This window comes from Actinosynnema pretiosum (assembly GCF_024171695.1).
In the GTDB taxonomy this organism is placed as follows: Bacteria; Actinomycetota; Actinomycetes; order Mycobacteriales; family Pseudonocardiaceae; genus Actinosynnema; species Actinosynnema pretiosum.
The window spans coordinates 409,100-433,981 of sequence record NZ_JAMTCF010000001.1 but is presented as its reverse complement, the minus strand read 5'-3'; the positions used below and the strand labels follow the sequence as shown (position 1 = coordinate 433,981).

General features: G+C 73.0%; 22 protein-coding genes. 5 read left to right on the top strand and 17 right to left on the bottom strand.

The window, feature by feature from the left end; translation table 11 throughout:
* Window positions 1-22: 22 nt before the first annotated feature.
* The 11 genes from LV78_RS01570 to LV78_RS01520 all read right to left on the bottom strand — a co-directional run bounded on the left by LV78_RS01570 (window position 23) and on the right by LV78_RS01520 (window position 12,824).
* Complete coding sequence (locus tag LV78_RS01570) at window positions 23-2,389, bottom strand: MFS transporter (RefSeq protein WP_253842719.1); 2,367 nt, start codon at window positions 2,387-2,389, stop codon at window positions 23-25.
* The gene (locus LV78_RS01565) at window positions 2,386-3,711 is read right to left on the bottom strand and encodes an NtaA/DmoA family FMN-dependent monooxygenase (protein WP_253843221.1); all 1,326 of its coding nucleotides are present in this window, start codon (window positions 3,709-3,711) and stop codon (window positions 2,386-2,388) included. The genes LV78_RS01570 and LV78_RS01565 overlap by 4 nt, the downstream gene beginning before the upstream one ends.
* Before the next feature lie 5 nt (window positions 3,712-3,716).
* The gene (locus tag LV78_RS01560) at window positions 3,717-4,397 is read right to left on the bottom strand and encodes a cysteine hydrolase family protein (protein WP_253842717.1); all 681 of its coding nucleotides are present in this window, start codon (window positions 4,395-4,397) and stop codon (window positions 3,717-3,719) included.
* Window positions 4,397-5,458: an LLM class flavin-dependent oxidoreductase gene (locus LV78_RS01555; RefSeq protein ID WP_253842716.1), complete on the bottom strand. Its 1,062-nt coding sequence runs from the start codon at window positions 5,456-5,458 to the stop codon at window positions 4,397-4,399. Before LV78_RS01555 ends, LV78_RS01560 begins: the two co-directional genes overlap by 1 nt.
* A 46-nt stretch (window positions 5,459-5,504) precedes the next feature.
* A complete protein-coding gene (locus LV78_RS01550; RefSeq protein ID WP_253842715.1) occupies window positions 5,505-6,650 on the bottom strand; it encodes an ABC transporter substrate-binding protein in 1,146 nt (381 codons plus the stop codon).
* Between the two features lie 170 nt (window positions 6,651-6,820).
* A complete protein-coding gene (locus LV78_RS01545; protein ID WP_198320468.1) occupies window positions 6,821-7,705 on the bottom strand; it encodes an ABC transporter permease in 885 nt (294 codons plus the stop codon).
* The gene (locus LV78_RS01540; RefSeq protein WP_253842713.1) at window positions 7,702-8,529 is read right to left on the bottom strand and encodes an ABC transporter ATP-binding protein; all 828 of its coding nucleotides are present in this window, start codon (window positions 8,527-8,529) and stop codon (window positions 7,702-7,704) included. The genes LV78_RS01545 and LV78_RS01540 overlap by 4 nt, the downstream gene beginning before the upstream one ends.
* A 185-nt stretch (window positions 8,530-8,714) precedes the next feature.
* Window positions 8,715-9,152, bottom strand: coding sequence for a hypothetical protein (locus LV78_RS01535; RefSeq protein WP_253842711.1), 438 nt, complete (start codon window positions 9,150-9,152; stop codon window positions 8,715-8,717).
* A 344-nt stretch (window positions 9,153-9,496) separates the two neighbouring features.
* Window positions 9,497-10,081, bottom strand: a complete 585-nt coding sequence (locus tag LV78_RS01530; RefSeq protein WP_253842709.1) for a hypothetical protein — start codon at window positions 10,079-10,081, stop codon at window positions 9,497-9,499.
* 122 nt (window positions 10,082-10,203) lie between these two features.
* Entirely contained in the window at window positions 10,204-11,637 is a 1,434-nt protein-coding gene (locus LV78_RS01525; protein WP_253842707.1) for a sensor histidine kinase, read from the bottom strand.
* A gap of 497 nt (window positions 11,638-12,134) precedes the next feature.
* Window positions 12,135-12,824 carry a response regulator transcription factor gene (locus tag LV78_RS01520; RefSeq protein WP_253842705.1) on the bottom strand — a complete coding sequence of 230 codons (690 nt, stop codon included), beginning with the start codon at window positions 12,822-12,824 and terminating at the stop codon, window positions 12,135-12,137.
* 460 nt (window positions 12,825-13,284) lie between these two features.
* On the opposite strand from LV78_RS01520, the gene LV78_RS01515 reads away from it, so the two are divergent.
* Both LV78_RS01515 and LV78_RS01510 read left to right on the top strand, forming a co-directional pair.
* Window positions 13,285-14,562 (top strand): hemolysin family protein, encoded by a 1,278-nt coding sequence (locus LV78_RS01515; protein ID WP_253842704.1) that lies wholly within the window; start codon window positions 13,285-13,287, stop codon window positions 14,560-14,562.
* A 94-nt stretch (window positions 14,563-14,656) separates the two neighbouring features.
* Window positions 14,657-14,878: a hypothetical protein gene (locus LV78_RS01510; protein ID WP_096493075.1), complete on the top strand. Its 222-nt coding sequence runs from the start codon at window positions 14,657-14,659 to the stop codon at window positions 14,876-14,878.
* Between the two features lie 100 nt (window positions 14,879-14,978).
* Here LV78_RS01510 and LV78_RS01505 read toward each other — a convergent pair whose 3' ends face one another.
* Window positions 14,979-15,947 carry a quinone oxidoreductase family protein gene (locus tag LV78_RS01505; RefSeq protein WP_253842702.1) on the bottom strand — a complete coding sequence of 323 codons (969 nt, stop codon included), beginning with the start codon at window positions 15,945-15,947 and terminating at the stop codon, window positions 14,979-14,981.
* Between the two features lie 518 nt (window positions 15,948-16,465).
* Between LV78_RS01505 and LV78_RS01495 the strand changes: the two genes are divergently transcribed.
* Together LV78_RS01495 and LV78_RS01490 are read left to right on the top strand one after the other, a co-directional pair.
* Window positions 16,466-17,254, top strand: a complete 789-nt coding sequence (locus LV78_RS01495) for an FAD binding domain-containing protein (protein ID WP_253842700.1) — start codon at window positions 16,466-16,468, stop codon at window positions 17,252-17,254.
* A complete protein-coding gene (locus tag LV78_RS01490; RefSeq protein ID WP_253842698.1) occupies window positions 17,254-19,947 on the top strand; it encodes a molybdopterin-dependent oxidoreductase in 2,694 nt (897 codons plus the stop codon). Before LV78_RS01495 ends, LV78_RS01490 begins: the two co-directional genes overlap by 1 nt.
* Window positions 19,948-20,049: 102 nt before the next feature.
* Here LV78_RS01490 and LV78_RS01485 read toward each other — a convergent pair whose 3' ends face one another.
* Window positions 20,050-21,483 (bottom strand): flavin-containing monooxygenase, encoded by a 1,434-nt coding sequence (locus tag LV78_RS01485; protein WP_253842696.1) that lies wholly within the window; start codon window positions 21,481-21,483, stop codon window positions 20,050-20,052.
* Between the two features lie 142 nt (window positions 21,484-21,625).
* Between LV78_RS01485 and LV78_RS01480 the strand changes: the two genes are divergently transcribed.
* Window positions 21,626-22,210, top strand: a complete 585-nt coding sequence (locus LV78_RS01480; RefSeq protein WP_253842695.1) for a TetR/AcrR family transcriptional regulator — start codon at window positions 21,626-21,628, stop codon at window positions 22,208-22,210.
* Window positions 22,211-22,263: 53 nt separating this feature from the next.
* On the opposite strand, the gene LV78_RS01475 is transcribed toward LV78_RS01480, so the two are convergent.
* From LV78_RS01475 to LV78_RS01460, 4 genes are all read right to left on the bottom strand, one after another.
* Window positions 22,264-23,049, bottom strand: coding sequence for a DUF3137 domain-containing protein (locus LV78_RS01475; RefSeq protein ID WP_253842694.1), 786 nt, complete (start codon window positions 23,047-23,049; stop codon window positions 22,264-22,266).
* A gap of 95 nt (window positions 23,050-23,144) precedes the next feature.
* The gene (locus LV78_RS01470; RefSeq protein ID WP_253842692.1) at window positions 23,145-23,843 is read right to left on the bottom strand and encodes a DUF3137 domain-containing protein; all 699 of its coding nucleotides are present in this window, start codon (window positions 23,841-23,843) and stop codon (window positions 23,145-23,147) included.
* On the bottom strand, window positions 23,840-24,361 hold the full coding sequence (locus tag LV78_RS01465) for a YbaB/EbfC family nucleoid-associated protein (RefSeq protein ID WP_253842690.1): 522 nt from the start codon (window positions 24,359-24,361) through the stop codon (window positions 23,840-23,842). Before LV78_RS01465 ends, LV78_RS01470 begins: the two co-directional genes overlap by 4 nt.
* Window positions 24,358-24,855 carry a peptidase M16 family protein gene (locus LV78_RS01460; protein ID WP_253842689.1) on the bottom strand — a complete coding sequence of 166 codons (498 nt, stop codon included), beginning with the start codon at window positions 24,853-24,855 and terminating at the stop codon, window positions 24,358-24,360. The genes LV78_RS01465 and LV78_RS01460 overlap by 4 nt, the downstream gene beginning before the upstream one ends.
* Window positions 24,856-24,882: the final 27 nt, after the last annotated feature.

Below are 24,882 nucleotides of genomic sequence, written 5' to 3'. Positions count from 1 at the left end.
CCCCCGCCGTCCGATCACCGGGTCACCCGGCGACGCGCTCCCGGTCCCGCTCGTCCGCGAGCGTGGTGAACGCCGACCGGTGCCACACCAGCGGCCGGTGCGCCGGGTCCGAGCGCAGCCCCCGCACCCGCAGCACCACGATCTCGTGGTCCCCGGCCGGGTAGGTGTGCTCCACCGCGCACTCCAGCCACAGCGGCGCGCCCTCCAGGAACACCGCCCCCGAGTCCGACACCGCCGTCTCCAGCCCGCCGAACCGGTTCCCCCGGTCCTTCGTCGACGCCAGCTGCCGCACCTTCCCGGCGTGGTCCTCGCCCAGCACCGACACGCCCAGCAGCGGCGCGGTCGACAGCGTCGGCCACGTCGTGGAGCTCAGCTGCACCGCGAACAGCACCAGCGGCGGCTCCTGCGAGGTGCCCACGCTGAACGAGGACACCACCAGCGACACCGGCTCGCCGTCCACCAGCGCGGCGATCGCCGCCACCCCGGACGGGAACGCCGAGAACGCCTGCCGCAGCGCCACCACGTCGTCGGTGTACGGCTCGGTCACCGACCCGGTCCGCTCGGCCACCAGCACGCCCGAGCGGGGCTCCTCGCCGCCGACCCGGTCGTTCCAGCGGTCCGCCGCGCTCGGCCCCGCCGACGCGACGGAACCGGCCGGACCGGCCGAGGAGAAGTGCGCCCGCCCCACGACCTCGTCCCGCCGCATCTGCTCCACCAGCGCCTCCACCGAGGAGAACCCGACCTGGCCCCTGATCCACGACTCCAGCTCGACCTCGGCCCGCCGGTCGTACAGGTCGCCGTCGAAGTCCAGCACGTGCGCCTCGACCGTGCGGGCCGAGCCCTCGAACGTCTCGTTCGACCCGATCGACACCAGCGCGGGCAGCACCACCGGCGCGTCCGGCCCGTCCAGCAGGGTGAACCGCCCGGCGTACACGCCGTCCTCGGGCACCGAGGCCGACGCGTCGAAGTCCAGGTTCGCCGTGGGGAAGCCCAAGTCCTTGCCGCGCCCGGCGCCGTGCACCACGACCCCGGACACCCGTCCCAGCGGTTCCACCGAATTCCTCCCGAGCAGAGCTGAAGCCAGCACGCACACCAGCGCGGCCACGCCCAGCGCGGCCAGCGCCGCGCCCTGGGACGTCACCGCCAGCAGCGCGGCCGTCACCGCACTGCCCACCACCGCACCGACCTGCTTGATCGCGTTGAACGCGCCCGAGGCCGCGCCCATCAGCCGGTCCGGCGCCGAGTTCAGCGCCGCCACCGACATCGGGGCCCACACGAACGCGTTGGCCAACCCGAACACCGTCAGCGCCGCCGAGAACACCCAGATCGGCGCCGACACCGCCACCAGCACCGCCGCCAGCAGCACCGACACCGCCAGCGAGATCGAGCCGATCAGCGCCGTGAACCGGGGCCCGCGCGCCGACACCGACCGGCCCGCGAACGGGGCCGTCGCCGCGCACACCACGCCCATCGGGATCAGCACCAGCGCCGCCGACATCGAGTCCAGCCCGCGCGCGCCCTGCAGGTGCAGCATCACCGGGATCATCGCCGCGCCGACCGTGAACGAGGACATCGCCGCGCCCACCGACGCCATCACGAACCCCCGGTCCCGGAACAGCGGCACCGGCACCAGCGCCCGGTCCGGCTCGGCGCGCTGCGCGAACACCACGCCGCCCACCAGCACCAGCCCGGCCAGCACCGCCACCCAGCCGGGCATCCACGGCGGAAGCACCCCGCCGTGGATGCCGGCCACCACGCCGAACACCCCGAGCCCGCTGACCAGCACACCGGTCACCGGGATCGCCGTGCGCAGCGGCTCAGCGCGCGGCAGCCACAACCAGGCGGCCACCAGCGCGACAAGTCCGATCGGCACGTTCACCAGGAAGATCGACTCCCAGCCCCACGCGCCCACCAGCACCCCGCCCAGCAGCGGGCCGCTGACCGAGGCCACACCGCCGACCGAGGCCCACACGCCCATCGCCACGCCCAGCGCGGGGAAGGCGAAGAGCCTGCGGATGATCGTCATGCTCTGCGGCGTCATCAGCGCCGCGCCCAGGCCCTGCACGACCCGCCACGCCACCAGCGCCAGCGGCCCGGACACCAGCCCGCACGCCAGCGACGCGACGATGAACAGCACCAGGCCCGCCAGGTACACCGCGCGGGCCCCGTACCGGTCGCCCAGCCTGCCCGCGACCAGCAGCGGCACCGCGTACGCGAACAGGTAGGAGCTGTTGACCCAGATCGCCGTGCCCTCGTCGGCGCCCAGGTCCGCCATCAGCGCGGGCAGCGCGACGGAGATGATCGTGCTGTCCACCAGGAGCAGGAAGAAGCCGAGGCAGAGACTGGCCAGGGCGAGCCAGTCCCGACCCCGAGGAGTCGACGTGCTCACGCCGACAGGTTCTCGCGCAGCGTGCGACCCGAGCGGGGCGCGCCCAGCGCGCCCCTGCGGCGCAGCTCGGGCACCAGCAGCTCGGCGATGTCGTCGAAGCCCGACGGCATCCCGGTCGGGCTCGACAGCATGTAGCCGCCGCGCGACCCGGTCGCCGCGAAGTTCTCCTGCAGCGCGTCCGCGATCGTCGCCGCGTCACCGACGACCGTGTGGTCGATGCCGGTGGCGCTGCGCCAGCCGTGCTCGAAGAACTCCGCGCGGCTGAGCACGTGCTCGTCGCCCAGCTCGGCGGCCAGCGACGACACCAGACCCGCCTGGCTCGCCTGCGCGGCGTGGATCCGGTCGCGCAGCTCGCCGATCGCGAACTTCTCCGGCAGCGTCGAGTAGTCGTACCCGGTGTTGTGCGACAGGTACGCGCCCACCGCCTCGTGGTCCCAGAACGCCAGGACCTCGTCCCGCCGGGCGCGCGCCTCGGCGTTCGTGCGGCCCACGATGACCTGGTTGGCCCACAGGATCCCGACCCTCGCCGGGTCCCTGCCCTCGGCGACCAGCGCCTCGTCGAGGAGCGCGCGGTGCCGCAGCTGGCCCTTGAGGTTCGCGCCGAAGCCGAACACCACCTCGGCGAACTTCGCCGACGCCGCGATGCCGCGCGGCGAGTTCCCCGCCTGCACCAGCACCGGGGAGATCTGCGGGCTGGGCACCGCCGACAGCGGGCCCTTCACCGTGAAGAACTTCCCCCGGTGGTTGATCGGGGACACCTTCGACGGGTCGGCGAACCGGCCCGTCGCCCGGTCGCGGACGATCGCGTCGGGCGCCACCGAGGCCCACAGGGCCTGGCACACCTCGACGAACTCCTCCATCCGCTCGTACCGGACGTCGTGGTCGAGCAGCTTGTCGTAGCCGTAGTTCGCCGCGTCCGCGCCGCGCGTCGAGGCGACCACGTTGAACGCGACCCGCCCGTTCGTGACGTGGTCCAGCGAGTTCAGCAGCCGCGCCACGTAGAACGGGTGCATGAACGTCGACGAGTAGGTCAGGCCGAACCCGATCGACGAGGTCACCGTGGACATCGCCGCGATCACCGGCGACATGTCCTGGCGCGGCCACTGGATGCCCCACTCCACGGCGGGCTCGATCGAGCCCCGCCAGGTGTCCGGGATGCCGCTGCCGTCGCCGAAGAACAGCATGTCCACGCCGACCCGCTCCGCGGTCTGCGCCAGCTCCATGAACATCCGCACGTCCGGGAAGTCCCGGCCCTCCCACGAGCCGGGGCGCGCCCAGCGCCCCTCCGTGTGCGTGAAGGACAGGTCGAACGCGATGCGCATACCGCTCACCGAAGTGCTCCCGTCAGTCGTGCGGCGCCCCAGGACGCCCACGTCCGTTGCAGATCGGCGGAGCTGGCGAGCACGGCCGAGGTCAGTTCCAGCTGGTTCAGCGCGGCGCGCTGAACGTCGAGGTCGTACGCGGCCACCGCGTCGGTGGCCACCACGACCGGATATCCGTGTTGGAAGGCGTCCACCGCGGTGGCGGCCACGCAGCACTCCGTGGTCAGACCCGCGACGGTCACCCAGTCGATCCCTTGCTCGTGCAGCAGGTCGGCGAGCCCGGTGCCGTGGAAGCCGCTGTAGCCGCGCTTGGCGACCCTGGCCTCCCCGGCACCGGGTTCCACTCCGTACCAGCGCGCGCCTTCCGTCCCGGCCACGCACGGCTCGTCCGGCCCGTAAGGGGTGTCCGGGTCGCCGGTGCGCAGCCAGGCGCTGGCCCGCCAGGGGCGGGCCGGGTCGCTGGCAAGCTCGATCCAGATGACCGGGACACCCGCGGCGCGGGCGAGCCCGACCAACCGGTCGGTGCCCGCCACAGCGCTCGCCACCAGCTCCAGCGCCTCCGGGGGAGTCCCCCAGGAGGCCAGGAGCTCCGGGTCGGCGAAGGAGTTCTGCACGTCCACCACGAGCAGCGCCGGACGCCTGGCGGGCGCCGTCAGGTGGGCGAGCATCTCCTCGCGGGTGGGCATCAGCCCGCCGCCCCGTCGAGCTCGCGCAGCCGGGGCAGCACGGTCTCGCCGAACAGGACCATGTCCTGGTCGTACTCGGGGAAGATGAGCATCAGCCCGTCCAGCTCGGCCTCGCCCACGATGTGCCGGATGTGCTCCAGCACGGTGTCGGCGTCACCGCTCACGTACGGGGTCTGGAAGGCCTGCTCGCCCTTCGCGTCCTCCGCCCACGAGCGGGCCTGCTGCTCCGGGATGCCCCACGCGATCCGCATCGAGGTGAGCGCTTCCCGGTCGAGGCCCGCGCCCCAGGCGCGCACCTTCTCGGTCGCGGCGGCGTCCGTCTCGTCCTGCACCACGGTCAGCATGGAGAAGGTCTTCACCTTGCGCCCCAAGGACTCCGCCTTGGCGTGCACGTCGCGGGAGTACTCCCGCATCTCCTCCAGCGTGTCCGAGGCCAGGAACGCGCCGTCCGCGTACCGGGCCTGGAACTCGCGGGCCGACGCCGAGCGGCCCGCGCTGATGATCGTCGGCTTGGTCGCCGGGTGCGGCCGGGACTCGGCCTCGTCCAAGGTGAAGAAGTCGCTCTCGAACGAGACCGAGTGCTCGGTCCACAGCCGGTTGACGGCCTCGGTCCACTCGCGCGTCATGCGGTACCGCTCGGCGTGGCTCAGCTCGGCGTCCCACAGGCCGAACTGCGTGAACTCACCCGCGTAGGAGCCGTTGACGATGTTCATGCCCGCGCGCCCGCCGGAGATCTGCTGCAGCGTGGTGTACATCTTCGCCGCGATCGCCGGGTGGTGGACGTTGGCGTGCATGGTCGCCCACACCTGCACCCGGCTGGTGGCCTCGGCGAGCGCGGACATCATCGTCATCGACTCGAGGCTCTCGCCCCAGTGGTCGGTCGTGCCGCCGAAGCCCCGCCACTTCGCCATCGACATGATGAAGTCCAGGCCGATGTCCTCCGCGTGCAGTGCCGCCCGCTTGTTGTACTCGTAGGTGGCCTGCGGGTGGGGGGCCGTCGTGGACAGCATCCACCCGCCACTGCCGATGGGGAGGAAGATTCCGTAGTCCTTGCGCGACATAGCGGGGCTTCGCCTTTCAGGTTGAGCGGTGGTGCCTAGGCACGCGTCAGGGCGCGGGCCAGATGAGCTGGTCGGCGTCGTACAGGCCCTCGACGACGCTGGTGTCGAAGTAGGTCTTCGCGGTGTCCTCGGTCACGGACTCGGGCATGGCCTTCGCCTCCTTGAGGAAGGTCACCAGCGACGAGATGTGGCCCAGGTCGAGCGCGCCCAGCGCGACCGTCTTGGTCCGGGTGGCCTCGATCTCCGCCACCTCGGTCTTCCAGATCTTCTCCTGGTGCTTCGGGTCGTACGCGTCGCTCGCGCCACCCGCCGCCTCGGTGGCGTAGCCGACGCACTCGGAGACCTTGGCGTCATCGGCGCAGTAGTCGTACGCGTGGAAGCCCGCGCGCATGAAGTCCTGGGCCGCGGTCGGGTGCTTCTGCACGAAGTCCGGGTTCGCGGCCATGCCACCGATGGAGCTGGGGATCCCGAAGGTGAACGGCCGCCAGACCGTCACCTCCTTGTTCTGGGCCGCGAGCTGGTTCGGCTCGTTGGAGATGAAGCCGGTCAGCGCCTGGACCTCGCCGCGCGGCAGGACCGTCGCGTCGTAGCCGACCTTGACCTGCTGGACGGCGTCGTACTTGACCCCGGCCTTCTTCAGCATCGCCTCGACGCTGGTGGGCACCTTGCCCTTGTGGCCGAGGATCTTGCCCTCGAGCTGGGTCAGGTTGTTGACGTCCTTGTTGGTCATCAGGACGTCCAGGCCCGACGACGAGTACGCGCTGATGCCGACGATCTTCGAGCCCTCGCCCTCGACGCGCGCGCCGATGATCTCCTGCAGGGAGATCGGGGTGACCTGGACCTGACCGGCGGCCACCATGCGGGCGTTGCCCATGCTGTCGCCGGTGCCCGGCTGGATCTCGACGTCCAGGCACAGCGCCTTGAAGTAGCCGAGCTTGTCGGCGGCGATGTACTCCAGGATCGAGGCGGACGCCTGGTACTGGTAGCCCGTCAGGTAGACGATCTTCCCGGCGTCCTTGTTCTTCTGGCAGCGCTCGTCGGAGATCTGGCTGCCCTCCGCGACGTTCGCGGCAGGAGCGTTCTCGTTGCCGCTGGACGAGCTGTCGCTGCCGGCGAAGCAGCCGCTCGCCGCCAGCGCCACGCCCATGGCCGTGGTCAGTGCCAGGCCTGCGCGGGCAAGGGGGTGCCTCATAAGGGGTGCTCCTCGTGAAGGTGACATGCGGAACCCGCACCGGTGTGTGACCGGTGCTGGGGTGCAGCAGGTGTTTCCTTGCGAACCCGCCCTCGGGGTGGGCGGGGGTCTGGGACGGCCTCCGGGGTGGGAGGCCGGGGCCCGCCTGCTCGGCGGGCCTCAGCTCGGGACTACTTGGCGCCCTGCTTGGTGGACTCGTGCCAGTGCAGGACCTTGCGCTCGACGGTGGTCACCACGAGCAGCAGCAGCGAGCCCATGACCGCCAGGATCGTGATCGAGGCGAAGACCATGTCGAGCCGGTTCATCGACGACGAGATGCTGATGATCGTGCCGAGGCCCAGCGAGGCCCCTGGCGCGGACATCTCGGCCACCACGGCGCCGACGATCGACAGCGGGAACGCGATGCGCAGCCCGGCGAAGATGTACGGCAGCGCGTTGGGGATGCGGATGCGCCAGAGCATCTCCCACCGGGAGGCCCGGACGGTCTGGTACACCTGGAGCACCGCGGGCGGCACGGACCGCAGGCCCGTCGAGATGTTGATCAGCAGGGTGAAGAAGCAGATCAGCGCCGTCACGATCAGCTTGGGCTCGGGACCGAAGCCGAAGGCCACCACCAGCACGGGGGCGATCGCGACCAGCGGGGTCACGTTCAGCACCACCGCGATCGGCATGACCGCCCTGCGGGCGACGCCCCACTCGCTGGTCAGCACCGCGAGCACGAACGCGGCGGTGAAGCCGATCAGCAGGCCGACCATGGCCTCCTGCAGCGTCCACCACGCGTTGTCGAAGAACTTCGCGGGGTCCTTGGTGAGCGCCGCGCCCACCTTGTTGAGGTGGGGGAGCAGGTACGGCATGGTCTCCGCCGTCCGCTCCCACACGAAGCCCAGCACCACGAGCATCACGGCCAGCGGGGACCACACCTTGGGGTGCAGCGCGGCCTTGAGCTTGGACTGCCCCGGCTTGCGGGACGACTTGCCGGTCTTGCCCACGCCCGCGAGGTCGACGCGCACGGTGGGCTTGTCCTCGATCGAGGTCATGTCGGATTCCGTCCTCACGCCGCGTGCATTCCCCAGCCGGCGCGGAGCTTGTCCCGCACCAGGTCCTCCAGGTCGTGGAACTCGCGAGACTTCATCAGCTCGGTGTCCCTCGGCCGGGGCAGGTCGATCGGCACGATGTCGGTGATGCGGCCCGGCCGGGCCGCCATGACCACCACGGTGTCCGACAGGCGGACGGCCTCTCCCACGGAGTGGGTCACGAAGACCACCGTGGTCTTGAGGCCCTCCCACATGTCGAGCAGCTGGCCCTGCAGGCTCTCGCGGGTGAACTCGTCCAGCGCGGAGAACGGCTCGTCCATCAGCAGCACGTCCGGGCGCAGGCCGAAGGCGCGCACGATCGCGGCCCGCTGCTGCATCCCGCCGGACAGCTCCGAGGGCAGCTTGTGCGTGGCGTCGCCCAGGCCTGCCTTCTTGAGCAGGTCCATCATGTCCGGCTTGGCCACGTCGACGTCTCGGTGCGCTGCCTGGGCGATCTTCTTCCGCCGTTTGGCCGCGCCCCGGTTCACCTTTTGGGGTAGAGTGACGTTGCTGAGCACGGAAAGCCACGGCAGCAGTGCGGGCGCCTGCGGGACGAGACCGATCATCTTGGCCGCGCACGCCTGCTCCGCGCTGACGCCGTAGACGCTGACGTCGCCGTCGTCGGGGACCTCCAGGCCCGCGATGAGGCGGAGCATCGTCGACTTCCCGCACCCGCTCGGCCCGATGACGCTGACGAAACTGCCGGAGGGAATCGACAGGTCAACCCCGTTGAGGGCGACCATCTTCGCCGCCCCGCTCCCGTACTCGCGGTGAACGCCGCGAACCTCGATCGCCGAGCCGGTCACTGCGCTGCCCCCTGCTTCACGAAGCCCGCGGGGTAGACAGAAGGCATGGTGCTCTCCTGAAGAGTCGTCCCGTTCTGGACTCCGGAGAGCGTGCGGCGCGAGGGAGTCTGCGCTGCGGAATTCCGAATCCCGATCATTGTACCGTGCCGTTGTCGTCCGGTAGCCACCATGGTGTTGCCGTTCTGTTACGGCGTGGCCGGCGCCGCGACCAGCGGCACCAGTTCGCCTGAGTCCTGGTAGAGCAGAACCTCGACCCGGCTGTCGCGGGCGGCTGCGGCCACCCAGCCGGAGAACGCCTGCGCGACGGTGCTGCTCACGCACAAGACCGCGTGCCCGCCGGGCAGGAGCGAGTCGCGCAACCAGATGAGCTTGAACATGTCCGCCATCACCTTGTTGCGGTGGTGGGACTTGTAGTTGCCCTGGTTCGCGACCAGCTGCACCAGGATGGTGCCGCTCGGATCGACTCCTTCGACCTCGACCCGGCTGTCGTCGGGCAGCGTGAACGTCCGGGGTCGCAGGTGCGCCGCGTACCGGGCGCCGAGCAGCTCCAGCATCCGCCGCTCGGTCGACTCCGGCCCGAACCGGTGCCACGACCTCTCGTCGTCCTCGCCGTCTGAGATCACGGCGTGGAGCTTAACCCTGCCTGATACCCCCGTATTGAGGTCGTCACACTTAGCGATGTTAAGACGGTGTGTGAACTGAGGGTGGATGGTCGCTGAGCTGCGACGTTCCGAAATCGACCGAACGAGTGAAACTAAATCTTCACCTCAGCAATGACCCACTCGTGATCAACAAGTCGCGCTGCGTCCACCATGTGGACCTTCTTCCCACCCCGAACGGGGGCTTCCGGAGGCATCCCCAGGGGGGTTAGGGGATGCGCCGGGAAGTGTGGGCTGAATGACACCGCCCCCGGTTCCGCTCGGAAGTCCGAGGGCGCCGGGGGCGGTGGGCCGCAGTGCGGAACGGGTCAGTTGTCGCCGTCTCCGCCGCTGTTGTTCTCGCCGTTGTTCTCGCTGTTGTCCCGGTTCCGGTCGGAGTTGTTTCCGCCGTTGTCGCGACCTCGGCGGCCTTCACCGTCGGCGCCGCGACCATCACCCCGGTGGGGTCCGTACCGGTGGTCGCCACCTCGGTCTTCCCGATTTCCGGGGCCGCCGCGCCTGCCTTCCGCGCGGCCCTCGCCGCCCCGGTGGTCGCCCTTGCCCCGGACGTCGCCGTTCGCCGACCCGGAGTGCGCGGGGCGGTCGCCGCCGCCCCGGCCGCCGTGCAGCGCCAGCGCCGTGCCGCCCGCGCCCAGCGCCAGGCCCAGTACCAGAACCGCCGCCAGGCCGGTCGCCCGGTGCCGCGCGACGGTGCGCACGCGGGCGCCGAACCGGCCTCGGGCGCGCGGCTCGCCGTCCCCGGCGGAGGTGCTCTGAGCTGCGGAGACGGGCTCGCTCGCGGCGGTGGCGGCTGGCTCGGGCTCGGGCCGCGCGGACGTGCTCGGGAGCTCCTGGGTCGGCTGCTCCGGCTGCTGCTCGGGCTGCTTGGGGGTCGGCTGCTCGGGAGTGGTCATCGTGGTTCGCTTTCCTGCCGCTGCGCTGGACCGGGCTGATCCGGGGTGGGCTGGTCGGGTGGGCTGGTCGGGTGTGGGACCGGCCGCCCGGATCGTGGGAAACCCCTGCTCCGGTGGCCGTGCTATCCCCAAGGTGCCCGGTCTTCGTGAGAGGACGGTGAGAGAACGCCGGTGTTCGGGTGAGAAAGCGGCGGCAGGGCCAGCCGCAGCAGCGCGCCGCCCTCGGGGGAGCGTCCCGCCCACACCGCGCCGCCGTGCGCGGCGGCGGCCCGCGCCACGATCGCCAGCCCGAGGCCGGAACCGGGCAGCGCCCGTGCCGCAGGGGCCCGGTAGAAGCGCTCGAACACGTGCGGCAGGTCCTCGTCGGCGATGCCGGGGCCCGCGTCGCCGACCTCCACGACCGCGTCCTCACCGGCGCGCGCCGACACCCGCACCACCCCGCCCGGAGGGCTCCACTTCACCGCGTTGTCCAGCAGGTTCAGCACCGCGCGCTCCAGCGCCGCCGCGTCGCCGAGCACCCGCACCGGGGCCAGGTCGACCTCGATCACCACGTGCTGGGCGCGCGCCCGCGCCCTGGCGACGGCCGCCGCGACCACGTCCGACAGCTCCAGCGGCTCGAACCGCTCCGGCTCGCCGTCCTGCTTGGCCAGCTCCACCAGCTCGGCGACCAGCGCGGTCAGTTCCACGGACTGGGCGTCCAGGTCCACGAGCAGCCGCCTGCGGTCCGCCTCGGGCAGGGCGCGGCCGGAGTTCTCGGCGTGCAGCAGCAGCTCGACGTTGGCGCGCAGGCTGGTCAGCGGGGTGCGCAGCTCGTGGCCCGCGTCCTCGACCAGCCTGCGCTGCGCCGAGCGGGACTCGGCCAGCGCGGACAGCATCGCGTTGAACGCCTCGGCGAGCCTGGCCAGCTCCCCGCGCCCGGCCACCGGCATCCGCGCGGTCAGGTCCTGGGTGCGGGCGACCCGCTCGGCGCCCGCCGTCAGCGCGTCCACCGGGCGCAGCGCGGTCCGCGCGACCGAGCGGCCCAGCAGCGCCGCGACCAGCACGCCGACCAGGCCGACCGCGCCGTGCAGCAGGCCGAGGACGCGCAACGTGGCCTCGATCCCCTCGGCGTCCCGCGCGACCTGCACCAGCCCGCCGTCGTGGGCGACCGTCCACACCCGGTACTGGGCCCGGCCGATCTCGGTCTCCTCCACGCGGGAGCTGGCGCCCTCGGCGAGGCGGCGGGCCTCGGCGGTGACGGGGAACCTCGGGCCACCTGCGGTGGTCGACTCGCCGTCGCCGGAGACGAACTGGACGACCAGGTCGGAGCGCCTGCCGCCGGGACCGCCGCCGGGGCCCCGGCGCGGCGGGGAGTCCGAGCGCAGCACGGTCAGGGCGTCCTGGGCGGAGGTGGAGCGGGCGGCGAGCTCGGCGGAGGCGCGGAGCTGGTCGTCGAACTGCTGGTTGAGCCGGACGCGCACGAGGAACCAGGACGCGGTGGCCACGCCGACCACGACCAGCACCGCTGCGGCGGCGGCGAGCAGGGCGAAGCGGGAGCGCAGGGAGAGGCGGTCCACCAGGCGGGAAAGGGCTGGTGGGGTGGGGGGATGAGGGCCGGGGTCCTGGCTGGGGTGGCTGGGGTGGCTGGGGTGGCTGGGCTGCTGGCTGGGCTGCTGGCTGGGCTCGCTGGGGTGGCTGAAGTGGCCAGGTGGGTGGCTGGATTGGCCGGGCGGGCCGGGGGTGGGGTCGGTGGGGCTGCCAACTGTTGACTGCCAACTGTTGGCAGTTCGGGAGGCGGATGCGGGTGGCGTGGGGGTGTGATCGGTGGGGTTGGTGTTGGTGGGGCTGCCAACTGTTGACTGCCAACTGTTCGCAGTTGAGGAGGCGGGTGTGGGCGGCGTGGGGGAATGACTGGTGGAGGAGTGACCGGCGAGGGAGTGGTCGGTGGAGGAGCGGCCAGCGGGGGAGTGATCGGTGGGGGTGTGGCTGGCGGGGGAGTCGCCGGAGGAGTCGTCTGGGCGGGAGTGGTCGCCGGAGGTGCTGCCTGGTGTCGGGGTGTCGGGGTTCTGGCTGGTCACAGCGGGTCCTCGCGGAGCACGTAGCCCACGCCGCGCACGGTGTGGATCAGGCGCGGTTCGTCCTCCTGCTCCAGCTTGCGGCGCAGGTAGCCGACGTACACGTCCAGGCCGTTCGAGCCCGCGCCGAGGTCGTGGCCCCACACGGTGCGGAACATCGCCTCCCTGGACAGCACCAGTCTCGGGTTGCGCAGGAACGTCTCCAGGATCGAGAACTCGGTCCTGGTCAGGGCCACCTGCCGCTCGCCCCGCCGCACCTCGCGGGTGCCCGCGTCCAGCAGCAGGTCGGCGAAGCGCAGCGCCTCCGAGCGGGCCGCGCTGCCCGCGTAGCCGCCGCGCCGCACCAGGGCGCGCACCCTGGCCAGCAGCTCTTGCAGCGCGAACGGCTTGGCGAGGTAGTCGTCGGCGCCCGCGTCCAGGCCCGCGACCCGGTCCGAGACCTCGACGCGGGCGGTCAGCATGAGCACCGGGGTGGTGTCGCCGGAGGCGCGCAGCACGCGGCAGGTGTCGAGGCCGTCGAGCACCGGCATGGTCACGTCGAGTATCACCCCGTCGGGGCGCAGCGAGCGCACGAGTTCGAGCGCCCGCGCCCCGTCCTGGGCGGTCGTGACCTCGTAGCCCTCGAAACGCAGCGTGCGCGACACGGCCTCGGCGACCGCGACCTCGTCGTCCACGACCAGGATGTGCACCGGGACAACCTACCCATTTTCCCGCGCGATCACCCGATTCCGCTTTTCCGGGTTTACGGGTGACTCCTCCGGGTGATCGTCTGATCACCGGTTGTTGAATGAGGGGGTGCGCGTTCCGGTTCCCGCGCAGGTCCGCGCGCTGTCGCCGTCAGGAAATGGCGGGGGTGCGCGCGGCGATATCACGGACCGATTTCATGATCGATTGCCCGGAACGGGGCCGGTCCGCGTCAGGAATCGGGGGGCGTCCCCGGAGGAATGTAGGGGTGGGGTCCGGCGGGAATGCCCGGCGCGGTCGCCCGGTTACCGCGCGTGGTCATTCGGGGCGCGCGCCGGGGGTGCGCGGTGGGCGCGCGGGGGGGCGCTCGCGACGCGCGCGCGGCTGCGTCCGTGCACCCTTGGGGAACTATTGGCTACTGCCGGTAGTTTCCCCGTTATTCCGCTTCGAGAGGTTTGGGGTCTGGTGGACGGGTACGGGTTCAACATCGCGCTGGTCGTGGTGCTGCTGCTCTTCAACGCGCTGTTCGCGGGCAGCGAGATGGCGCTCATCTCGCTGCGGGAGGGGCAGCTCAGGGCGCTGGAGCGCGAGGGCGGGTCGGCTGGTCGGACACTCGTGCGGTTGGCCCGAGACCCCAACCGCTTCCTGGCGACCATCCAGATCGGCATCACCCTGGCGGGCTTCCTCGCCTCGGCCACGGCGGCGGTCTCGCTCGCCGCTCCGCTGGTGCCGCTGCTGTCCTTCCTGGGCGGTGCGGCCGACGCCGTCGCCGTCGCGCTGGTCACGATCGTGCTGACGTTCGTGACCCTGGTGTTCGGCGAGCTGGCCCCCAAGCGGCTGGCCATGCAGTACGCGCTGCGCTGGGCACTGCTCGTGGCCAAGCCGCTGCACCTGCTCTCGACCGTGTCCCGCCCGGTCATCTGGCTGCTGAGCACCTCGACCAACGCCGTGGTGCGGGTGTTCGGCGGCAAGGCCGAGACCGACGCGGAGGAGATGTCACCCGAGGAGCTGCGCGAGCTGGTGTCCGCGCAGCGCGGGCTCAACGGCGAGCAGCGCATGATCATCAACGGCGCGCTGGAGATCCACGAGCGTCGGCTGCGCGAGGTGTTCGTGCCCCGGCGCAACGTCGTCGTGCTCGACGCGGCGCTCGACGTGCCGTCCGCCCGCGGCAAGCTCGCCGCGTCCGGCCACTCCAGGGCCCCGGTCGCGCGCGGCGGTCACCTGGACGACCTGGTCGGGGTCGTGCACCTGCGCGACCTGCTGTCCGACACCACCCCGCTGGCCGAGCTGGTGCGGGCGGCCGTGGTGTTCCCCGACTCGCTGCGGGTGTCCGACGCGCTGCGCCGGTTCAAGACCGACCACGAGCAGTTCGCGCTGGTCGTGGACGAGCACGGCGCGGTCGACGGCATCGTCACGCTGGAGGACCTGCTGGAGGAGATCGTCGGCGAGATCTACGACGAGACCGACCGCGACGTGATGGCCGTGCGGCGCGAGGACGACGGGGCGCTGGTGCTGCCCGGCTCGTTCCCGGTGCACGACCTGGTCGACCTCGGCGTGGAGCTGCCCGGCGCCCCGGAGGGTGACTACACGACCGTGGCGGGCTTGTTGCTGACCGTGCTCGGGCACATCCCCGAACGGGCGGGTGAACGGGCCGAGGTGTCCGGGTGGGGCGTGGAGGTCCTGGCTGTCGAGCGGCGGGCCATCACGTCGGTCCGGTTGCGCAGAGTAAAGTCACTGGGCTGATCGAGTGATGTCCGCACTGGTGCGGGCAAACCGGAGTTATCGCCCGATACGGTGAGTGTGTCAAGATCGACAACTCTGCGAACGGGGACGTGCGGTGGCTTTCTCCTTGGACCTGGACAAGCAGCTCGACAAGGCGTACGAGCAGCTGGGCCTGACCGAGATCCTCGACTCGCCGGTCGCGGCGCTGGCCGGGGTCAGCGAGGCGGCGGGCGAGAAGCTGGCCGCCCTCGGCATCAAGACGGTCCGGGACCTGGGGACCAACAAGTACTTCGCGTTCGCCTCCGCGCTGGCGGAGCTGGAGCGCACCACCAAGTGAGCCCCGTCGGGAGCCCCCGTCGCCGCGCAGGCGCCGGGGGCTCCCGGCTGTCCGGGGTCGGTCGTCCCAGGTTCAGCCTTCCGGGGTCACCCTTCCGGGGTCAGGGGAGCAGCAGGACCCGGCCGAAGGCGGTGCGGCCCTCGATGTGGCGGTGCGCGTCACCGGCCTCGGACAGCGGGAACTCCTTGTCCAGCACCACGGTCAGCTCGCCCGAGGCGACCCGCGCGATGAGCCGCTCGACCAGCGGGCGGGTGCGCGCCGGGTTGTGCGCCATCTCGCCGCCGAAGTACACGCCGTTGATCGAGGCGTTCTTGAACATCAGCGGGCCGATGTTCGGCGGCTGCGCGTCCCGACCGGCCTGGCCGACCCAGCTGATGCGGCCCCGGTAGGCCAGCGCCGCGACGCTGCCCTCCAGGGTGCGCCCGCCCACCGGGTCGACGACGACGTCGACGCCCCGGCCGCCGGTCAGCTCCATGACCCTGGTGACGACGTCCTCGGTGCGGTAGTTGATCGCGTGGTCGAGGCCGTACTGCGCCAGGCGCTCCAGCTTGTCCGGCTGCGAGGCGGTGCCGATGACCGTGGCGCCCGCGGCCTTGGCCAGTTGCACGGCCGCGAGCCCGACGCCGCCCGCGGCGGCCTGGATCAGCACGGTCTCGCCCGCCTGGAGCCCGCCGAACTCGAACAGGCAGTCGTCGGCGGTGCCGAACTCGACCGGGATGCCCGCCGCGAGCTTGAGGTCCAGGTTCTCGGGGACGCGGTAGGCGTTGCCCGCCTGGGCCACGGCCAGCTCCGCGTGCGAGCCGGACTGCATGAACGCCACGACCCGGTCGCCCTCGGCCAGCGAGGTCACGCCCTCGCCGAGCGCGACGACGGTGCCCGACGCCTGGTAGCCGACCACGTGCGGGGTCGACTTGAGCGGGGCGAGCTGCCGGTGCAGCAGGTCACCGCCCTGGACCCCGACGGCGGCCACGCGCAGCAGCACCTCGCCCGGCCCCGGCTGGGGGTCGGGGACGTCCTCGTAGCGCAGGACCTCGGGACCGCCGTTCTCGTAGTACACCGCCGCCTTCATGCCTTGCCCCTCTTTCGGTCGAACGATTGACAACACTGTTACTCAAACACTGTTACCCCTCGGGGACGCGCCGAATCGCCGGGGTGTGGGAAACCGCACGAGTGGGGGGAGGTGGGAATAGGGCAGGGGGAAGGGCTCCGGGGGTCGGCGTGCCGCTGCGGGAGGGGGAGCGGGGGGCGGGGAGCGGGCGGGTGCTGGCGGCGGGGTGATCGGGGGCGGCTGGCGGGCGGCGGGGTGACCGGGCGCGGCTCGCTGACGGCGGCTGGATGCGAGCGGCGGGCGACTGGATGTGGGTGGCGGCTGGTGGTCGGCTGGCGGTGGGCGGTAGCTGTGGGTGGGTGGCGGGTCCTGGGCGGTGGGCGGGTCTTGCCGTCGGTCCGGTGGCTGTCGGGTCGCTTCGGAAGACCGCTGCCCCGGTTAGCCCTTCCGGGTGGTCTCCCGCGCTGCTGCGGGGTCCGCGTTCCCCCGCGCAACCTGCGGCGGGTAGACCGGTGCACCTGTCGGGGTGAGGAGGGGGCGTGGACCTGAGCGGCGTGGTCGAGGTGTGCGACCCGCGTGAGGTGGGGGAGTGGCGCGACGGGGACGTGTGGCTCGCGGGTGGGACGGTCGTGTTCGGGGAGCCCGCGCTGCGGCCCCGGCGGCTGGTCGACCTGACGCGGTTCGGCTGGGCGCCCGTCACCGAACTGGCGGACGGCGGGGTCGAGATCGCCGCCACCTGCACCATCGCGCAGCTCGTCGACTGGGGGCGGGAGCGCGGCGTTCCGCTGGTCGAGCAGTGCTGCCGGGCGTTCCTGGCCTCGTTCAAGATCTGGAACGCCGCCACCGTCGGCGGGAACCTGTGCGCCGCGCTGCCCGCCGGGCCGGTGATCGCGCTGACCGCCGCCCTCGGCGGGGTGTGCCGGGTCGTCCTGCCGGACGGCGGGGAGCGGCTCGTGGCCGACGGGTTCGTCGTCGCCCCCGGTGTCACCCGGTTGGGGCGCGGCAGCTACCTGCGGTCGATCACGATCTCCGCTTCCGCGCTGCGCGCCAGGACCGCGTTCCGGCAGTTCTCCCTGCACGCGCACGGGCGGTCCGCCGCGCTGGTCGTCGGGGTGCTGGACGGCGACCGGTTCCGGCTCGCGCTCACCGCCTCCGTGCCCGCGCCGGTGGTCCTGGACTTCCCCGGCGTGCCGGGGGCGGACGAGGTCGCGGCCCTGGTCGCGGGTGTCCCCGAGTGGGTGGACGACGTCCACGGCGACCCCGCCTGGCGGCGGCACCTCACCGGGCGGCTCGCCGAGCAGGTCCGCCGCGAGCTGGGGGGCGAGTGATGGGGTTCTCCACCAGCGTCAACGGCCACCCCGCCGAGCGGGAGCCGCGCCCCGGCCAGTGCCTGCGCACCTACCTGCGCGAACTCGGCTGGCACGGGGTCAAGAAGGGCTGCGACGCCGGTGACTGCGGCGCGTGCACGGTGCACGTCGACGGGCTGCCCGTGCACAGCTGCCTGTACCCGGCGCTGCGCGCGGACGGCGCCGAGATCACCACCGTGGAGGGGCTGGCCGGACCGGACGGCGAGCCGCACCCGGTGCAGCGGCGGTTCCTGGACGCGCAGGGGTTCCAGTGCGGGTTCTGCACCGCCGGGATGATCATGACCGTCGCCGCGCTCACCCCCGAGCAGGAGGCCGACCTGCCGCGCTCGCTCAAGGGGAACCTGTGCCGCTGCACCGGGTACCGGGCGATCGAGGACGCCGTGCGCGGCGTGCGCAACGTCCAGGACGCCCCGCCCGGCGCGGCCGTCGGCAGCAGCCTCGGCGCGCCCGCCGGACCCGACGTGGTCACCGGCCGGGCCGCGTTCACCGCCGACGTCGACGTCCCCGGCGCGCTGCACCTCAAGCTCGTGCGCTCCCCGCACGCGCACGCCCGGATCACCTCGATCGACACCGCCGCCGCGCTCGCCGTTCCCGGCGTGGTCGCCGTCCTCACCCACCACGACGCCCCCGCGCGCCGCTTCTCCACCGCGCTGCACGAGCTGGTCGAGGACGACCCGGCCGACACCCGCGTCCTGGACGACGTGGTGCGCTTCACCGGCCAGCGGGTGGCCGCCGTGGTCGCCGAGACCGAGGCCGCCGCCGAGGCCGGGCGCGACCTGGTCGTGGTCGGGTACGAGCCGCTGCCCGCCGTGCTCGACCCCGACGCCGCCCTCGCGCCCGGCGCGCCGCTCGCCCACCCGGACGGCAACGTCGTGGCCCGGCTGTCCGGCGAGGTCGGCGACGTGGAGGCCGGGTTCGCCGAGGCGGACGTGGTGTGCGAGCGGGAGTTCCGCACCCAGCGGGTGCAGCACGCCAGCGTTGAGGTGCACGGCGCGGTCGCCTGGTTCGAGGACGACCGGCTCGTGGTGCGCTCCAGCACACAGACCCCGTTCCTGGCGCGCAGGCTGCTGTGCGCCCTGTTCGACCTGCCGCAGGACGCGGTCCGGGTGCACGCCGGGCGGGTCGGCGGCGGGTTCGGCGGCAAGCAGGAGGTGCTGGTCGAGGACGTGGTCGCGCTCGCCGCGCTGAAGCTACGCCGACCGGTGCGGCTGGAGCACACCAGGGGCGAGCAGTTCACCGGGACCACCGTGCGGCACCCGTTCACCGTGCGGGCCAGGCTCGGCGCGCGGGCCGACGGGACGTTCACCGCGCTGCGGCTGGACGTCGTGTCCGACACCGGCGCGTACGGGAACCACGCGCCGGGGGTGCTGTTCCACGGGTGCAGCGAGTCGGTGTCGGTGTACCGGTGCGCCAACAAGAAGGTGGAGGGCGTGGCGGTGCGCACCAACACCGTGCCGTCCGGGGCGTTCCGGGGGTACGGGCTCGGGCAGGTGACGTTCGCCGTGGAGTCCGTTGTGGACGACGTGGCGCACCGGCTCGGGCTGGACCCGCTGGACGTGCGGGAGCGGAACCTGGTGCGGGGCGGTGACGTCCTGGTCACCGCGCTCGGCGAGGAGGAGGACCTGCACATCGCCGGGTACGGGCTGGACCAGTGCCTGGAGCGGATCAGGCTGGCCCGCGCCGAACCCGCGCCCGCCGCGCCGCCGGGGTGGCTGGTCGGGCAGGGCGGCGCCGTGTCGATGATCGCCACCACCCCGCCGCGCGGGCACCACGCCGACGCCGCCGTCCGGGTGCGGCCCGACGGCGGGTACGAGATCGCGGTGGGCACCGCCGAGTTCGGCAACGGCACCACCACCGCGCACCGGCAGCTCGCCGCCGACGCGCTGGGCACCGTCGTGGACCGGATCTCCGTGCGGCAGGCCGACACCGACGCCGTCGGCTACGACACCGGGGCGTTCGGCTCCACCGGGCTGGTCGTCGCGGGCAAGGCCGTGCTCGCCGCCGCCGAGCGGCTCGCCGACCGGGTGCTGGGGTTCGCGGCCTCCCTCGCGGGGGTCGGGGTCTCGGCGTGCGAGCTGGGGGTGGAGGCGGTGCTCGTGGGCGGGAAACCCTTGCCGCTCAAGGAGGTGCACGCCGCAGCGCGCGCCGCCGGGGTGGAGCTGGAGGGGCGGGGCAGCTTCGCGGGCACGCCCCGGTCGGTCGCGTTCAACGCGCAGTGGTTCGCCGTCGCCGTCGATCCGGGGACCGGGGAGATCGAGGTGCTGCGCAGCGTGCACGCGGCCGACGCCGGTCGGGTGGTGAACCCCCTGCAGTGCCGGGGGCAGGTCGAGGGCGGGGTCGCGCAGGGGCTCGGGGCGGCGCTGTTCGAGGAGGTGCTGCTGGACGCGGCCGGGGCGGTGAGCACGGACGTGCTCCGGCGGTACCGGGTGCCGACGTTCGCGGACGTGCCCCGCACCGAGGTGTGGTTCAGCGACAACGGGGACGCGTACGGGCCGCTGGGGGCCAAGTCGATGAGCGAGAGCCCGGTCAACCCGGTCGCGCCCGCGCTGGCCAACGCCGTCCTGGACGCCACCGGGGTCCGGTTCACCCGGCTCCCGCTGCGCCGCGACCGGGTGTGGGCCGCGCTGCGGGACGCCGGGGTCGCCGGAACCTGAACCTGAGGCGGCTCAAGGATTTGAGGCGGACCGGGGACTTGGGGCGGACCGGGGGCTTGGGGTGGCTCAAGGACTTGAGACGGACCGGGGGCTTGGGACTGCTCAGGAGCCGAACGCCAGCACGCCGTCCGCCACCGGGCGGTGCCGCAGCGACACGATGTCCGGCAGGTAGCCCTTCACCGGCTTCCACGGCCCCTCCGCGCCCGCCCTCGGGAACTCGTGCACCGAGCGCAGCACGTACCCGGCGGAGAAGTCCAGCAGCGGGCGGGTCGGCATCGCCGGGTTGTCGGTGTGCGGCGCGCACCTGCGGTGGCCGTGCTCGGCCATGTGCCGCAGCACCCGCACCAGGAACTCGCTGACCAGGTCGGCCTTGAGCGTCCACGAGGCGTTCGTGTAGCCGACCGTGAACACCAGGTTCGGCACGTCGCTGAGCATCGTGCCCCGGTACACCAGCTTGTCCGGCAGGCTCACCGGCTCGCCGTCCACCACCAGGTCGATCCCGCCCAGCGGCAGCAGGGTCAGGCCGGTCGCCGTCACCACCACGTCGGCGGGCAGCTCCCGGCCCGACTCCAGCTCGACGCCGGTGCGGGTGAAGCGGGTGATCCGGTCCGTCACCACCGACGCCCGGCCGCTGCTGATCGCGGTGAACAGGTCGCCGTCCGGGGCGACGCACAACCGCTGGTCCCACGGGTCGTAGCGCGGCGAGAAGTGCTCGCGCACCGGGTAGTTCGCGGGCAGCCTGCGGGCGACGTCCTTGAGCAGCAACCGCTTCACCAGCTTCGGGGCGCGCCTGCTCAGGTGGTACAGGCCGGAGCTGAGCGCGATGTTGCGCCACCGCACCAGCCCGTGCGCGCCCACCCGGCGCAGGGCGCGTGCGAGCCGGTCGTCGTTCGGCAGCGACGCGACGTAGCCGGGGGAGCGCTGGAGCATCGTGACGTGCCCGGCTTCCGGGGCCAGCGCGGGGACCAGGGTGATCGCGGTGGCCCCGCTGCCGATCACCACCACGCGCTTGCCCGCGCAGTCCAGGTCGTCCGGCCACAGCTGCGGGTGCACCACGGCGCCGCCGAAGTCGGCCAGGCCGGGGAAGTCCGGCCGGTGGCCCCGGTCGTAGCGGTAGTAGCCCGCGCACAGGTGCAGGAAGTCGCAGGTGAGCACGACCGGTTCGCCGTCGTGCTCGGCGTGCACCACCCAGCGGTTGTCCGCGCTCGACCACTCGGCGCGGGAGACCTTGTGCCGCAAGCGGATCCGGTCCGTGACGCCGGAGCGCGCGGCGGTGTCCTTGAGGTAGTCCAGGATCGCCCCGCCCGGCGCGATCGACTCGGGCAGCGACCACGGGCGGAAGCGGTAGCCGAGGGTGTGCATGTCCGAGTCCGAGCGGACGCCGGGGTAGCGGAACAGGTCCCAGGTGCCGCCGGGGGAGTCCCTGGCCTCCAGCACCGCGCACGAGCGGTTCGGGAAGGCGCGCAGCACGTGGTGCGCCGCGCTGATCCCGGAGATGCCCGCGCCCACGATCAGGACGTCCACGTGCTCGCTCACGCAAGGGCCTCCTCGGTGGCTTGGTACACCTGCGTACCCCGCTGCGGACGTTACGCGCGGTGTGGTCCGGACCACAAGGTCGCGACTGCGGGCGGGCAGGCCGTGGCGCGGCGGCCCGCCCGCGCCCGATAACGTCAGGAGCGTGACGAGCACCGGCGCGGCGGGGTTCCGGAGCAGGCTGCTGCGGGCGCTGGCGGAGGGCATCGCCGAGGACGGGTACCGGCGGACCACGGTCGCCGACGTCGTGCGGCGGGCGCGGACCTCGCGGCGGACCTTCTACGAGCACTTCGCCGACAAGGAGGCCTGCTACGCGCGGCTGCTCGCCGAGGCCAACCAGCGGATCATCGTGCGGATCACCGAGGCGGTCGACCCGCGCGCGCCGTGGGAGGAGCAGGTCGGGCAGGCGGTGGGGGCGTGGCTGGACGCCGCAGGGGCCACGCCGGAGCTGACGCTGAGCTGGATCAGGGACCTGCCGTCGCTGGGGGCCGCCGCGCGGGCGCTGGAGCGGGAGGTCACCGACCACTTCGTGGTGATGGTGCAGCGGTTGTGCGACACGGAGGAGCTGCGGGCGGCGGGGCTGCGGCCGGTGGACAAGCAGTGGGCGACGATCCTGATCGGCGGGCTGCGGGAGCTGATGGCGACGGCGGTGGAGGAGGGGCGGGGGCTGGAGACGCTCGCCGAACCGGCGGCGGAGGCGGTGATCGCGCTGCTCGCGCCCCGGAGGTGACTTCGGGGCGGGGGAGGGGAGGGGCAGCGTGGGACTGCTCGGCGCGGGACTGCTCAGCGCAGGGCGCGGTCCGGGATGAGCTCGACGAGGTCGACCGCCTTGTTCAGCGAGGCGAGCGCGATGCCCCGGAACGAGAAGCCGAACGGGACGTCCATCCCGACCATCCGGCCGCGCACCCAGAAGCCCGCCAGGGACCGGGACGCGAGCAGGTGCGCGATCACCTCTGGGGTGAGCGCGGCCCGCGCGTGGTCGGGGTCGGCGGCGCGCACCAGGAAGCGGGCGTCGAAGTCGGCGTTGCCGGTGAGCAGGCCGTCCTCCCGGGGGTCGGCGTCCTCGCGCGGCTCCTCGCCGTCGGGCTCCCAGTCGTCCCGCTCCCGCACGTCCAGCGCGGGCTTGGTCGCGGGCAGGTCGAACCACACCACCAGGTCGCCGTCCTCCTCGTCCGCCGCCTCGAACGCCCCGGCCCAGAACCGCCTGCCCCGGTGGGCTCCGGTGAGCGCGACCAGCGCCTTCGCCACCGGTGGCTCGGGCTCGACGCCGGGGAGCGGGTGGTTCCGCCGCTCGTCGAGCAGCCGGGCCGCGTGGGTGTCGTCCTCGCTGACCCGCCACCCGTTCTTGGCCGCCTCCTTGCGCAACCGCTTTACGGCGAACGCGATGATCCGCTGCTCACCGCCCTCGCCGCCGAAGGTCCGGCTGATGACCTTGAACGCGACCACCGCGATGACCACCAGCAGGACGGCGACCAGCACGAGCGCCACGACCACCGCGGCCAGCCCGGTCCAGAACGCGTCCGACGGCCACGCCTCGGCGTCGCCCCCGGCACGCACGCGCAGCAGCACGACCCCACCACCTCACCGGCCGCCGGGCGCGGCCGGTCGAGAGCACAGCAGAGCGCGCCCTCGCGCGCAGGGCGGGTCGGCCGTCCGGGTGAAGGTCAGGACCACACGTGCCGGGGGATCGTGTCGAGCAGGTCGCAGTAGGCGTCCAGCACGCCCGCGACGTCCCTCAGCTCGCGGTAGGACGGGAAGCCACCCAGCCAGGAGCCCCGGACCCAGAAGCCCCGGTTCCCGGTGCTCAGCAGGTGCGCCACCACCTCCGGGGTGAGCACCGCCCTGGCGAACGCCTCGTCGAAGCAGGTCACCTGGTACTCCCGGTCGAACTCCGGGTGCCCCAGCAGGAACACGCCGGGGGCGATCGCGGCGTTGATCCGGTTCGACAGCGCGGTCCCGCGCCCCACGCGCAGCGTCGGCCTCGGGGCGGGCAGCTGCACCCACAGGTCCTGCTCGTCCACCCACCTGGTCTGGGACGTGTTCTCCCTGCGCGTGACGGCGAACCGGATGAGCGCGAAGCGGCGGCCCCGGTGCTCGCCGGTCAGCACGTCCTTGGCCTTCCGCGCCCGCACCACCGGCTGCGGGCCCAGCAGCACCGGGACCAGCGGGACGTGGCGCTCCAGCTCGTGGTGCACGCCCACCCAGCGGTCGTCGCGCTCGCGGAACTCCCAGCCGTGCTCGCGCACCTGGCGCAGCAGCTCGGCCCGCTGCGCCCGCCTCGCCCGCAGCGCGAACCCGATCACGACGCCGGTGACCAGCACCGACCCGACCAGCGCGATCGTCACCGCCCAGAACGGGCTCACCAGGAGGCCTGGCCCAGGACGCTGCGCTCCCCCAGGTCGTCGTCGGGGCCCGGAGCGGGGCGGCGGGGCGGTTGCGGGGACGGCGCGCCCGCCCGGCCCGGCGCGGGGGCGGTCACCGGCGCGGCGGGGCCGGGGTCGCGCGGGGGGAGGTCGCCGAACAGGGCGGCGTCCTCGGCCAGCACGCGGTCCAGCAGCTCGGTGTCGCCCAGGCTGCGCCGCACCACCTCGGCCTGCGCGCGGTGCGCGTCGGCCTGGGCGCGGGCGATCGTGCGCGTGACCAGCGCGGACAGCTCGGCCGGTGCGGTGGTGGCCACGGCCGCGCCGAACACGACCGAGCGGACCGCGCCACCCGGTTCGGCGACGACGGTCACCACCCCGCCGTCCGAGGCGGCGGTCCCGGTGACCTCCGCCAGCTCCTCGGCCATCCGGCGGTAGTTCTCCGCGCGCGCCTTCGTGCCCCGCGCGGCCAGGTCGATCGCCTCGATCCTGGCGGTGAGGTGCTCCGCCCAGTCGGTCACGGCCGTCCTCCCGCTGTCTGGTCGGGCTTGATGGTGGACACGAACTGCCGGAACTCCTCGACCACGGACTCGAACCGCTCCAGCGTCGACGTCAGGATGACCCGCAGCACGACCACCTTCGTCGGGTCCTCGCTGCCGCGCATCCCGATCAGCACCTGGCTCTGCACCAGGTCGGTGGTCCTCCCCTTCAGCACGGTCTGGATCCGCAGCGTCTGGGTCAGCGCCGGGCTCTCCTCGGTGCCGACCTCGGTCCGCTGCCCGACCTGGAGCCTGCCGACGCCCTCGCGCAGCCGCTCGACGGCCTCGTCGGCCAGCTCCACCAGCGACCTGGTCTCGAAGTCGCCGGTGACGCTGATGTTCGGGGTGAACCCGTCGATCGCGGGCGGGCGCAGCGCCACGAACGCGGCGCCGGGGGAACCGACCTCGTCCGGCGGCGCGGCGATCCAGCCCTGCGGCAGCGCGAACGCGATCGGCACGGGGATGGTGGTGGCCATCTGCTTGCTCCTCCTAGAGGTGGACCC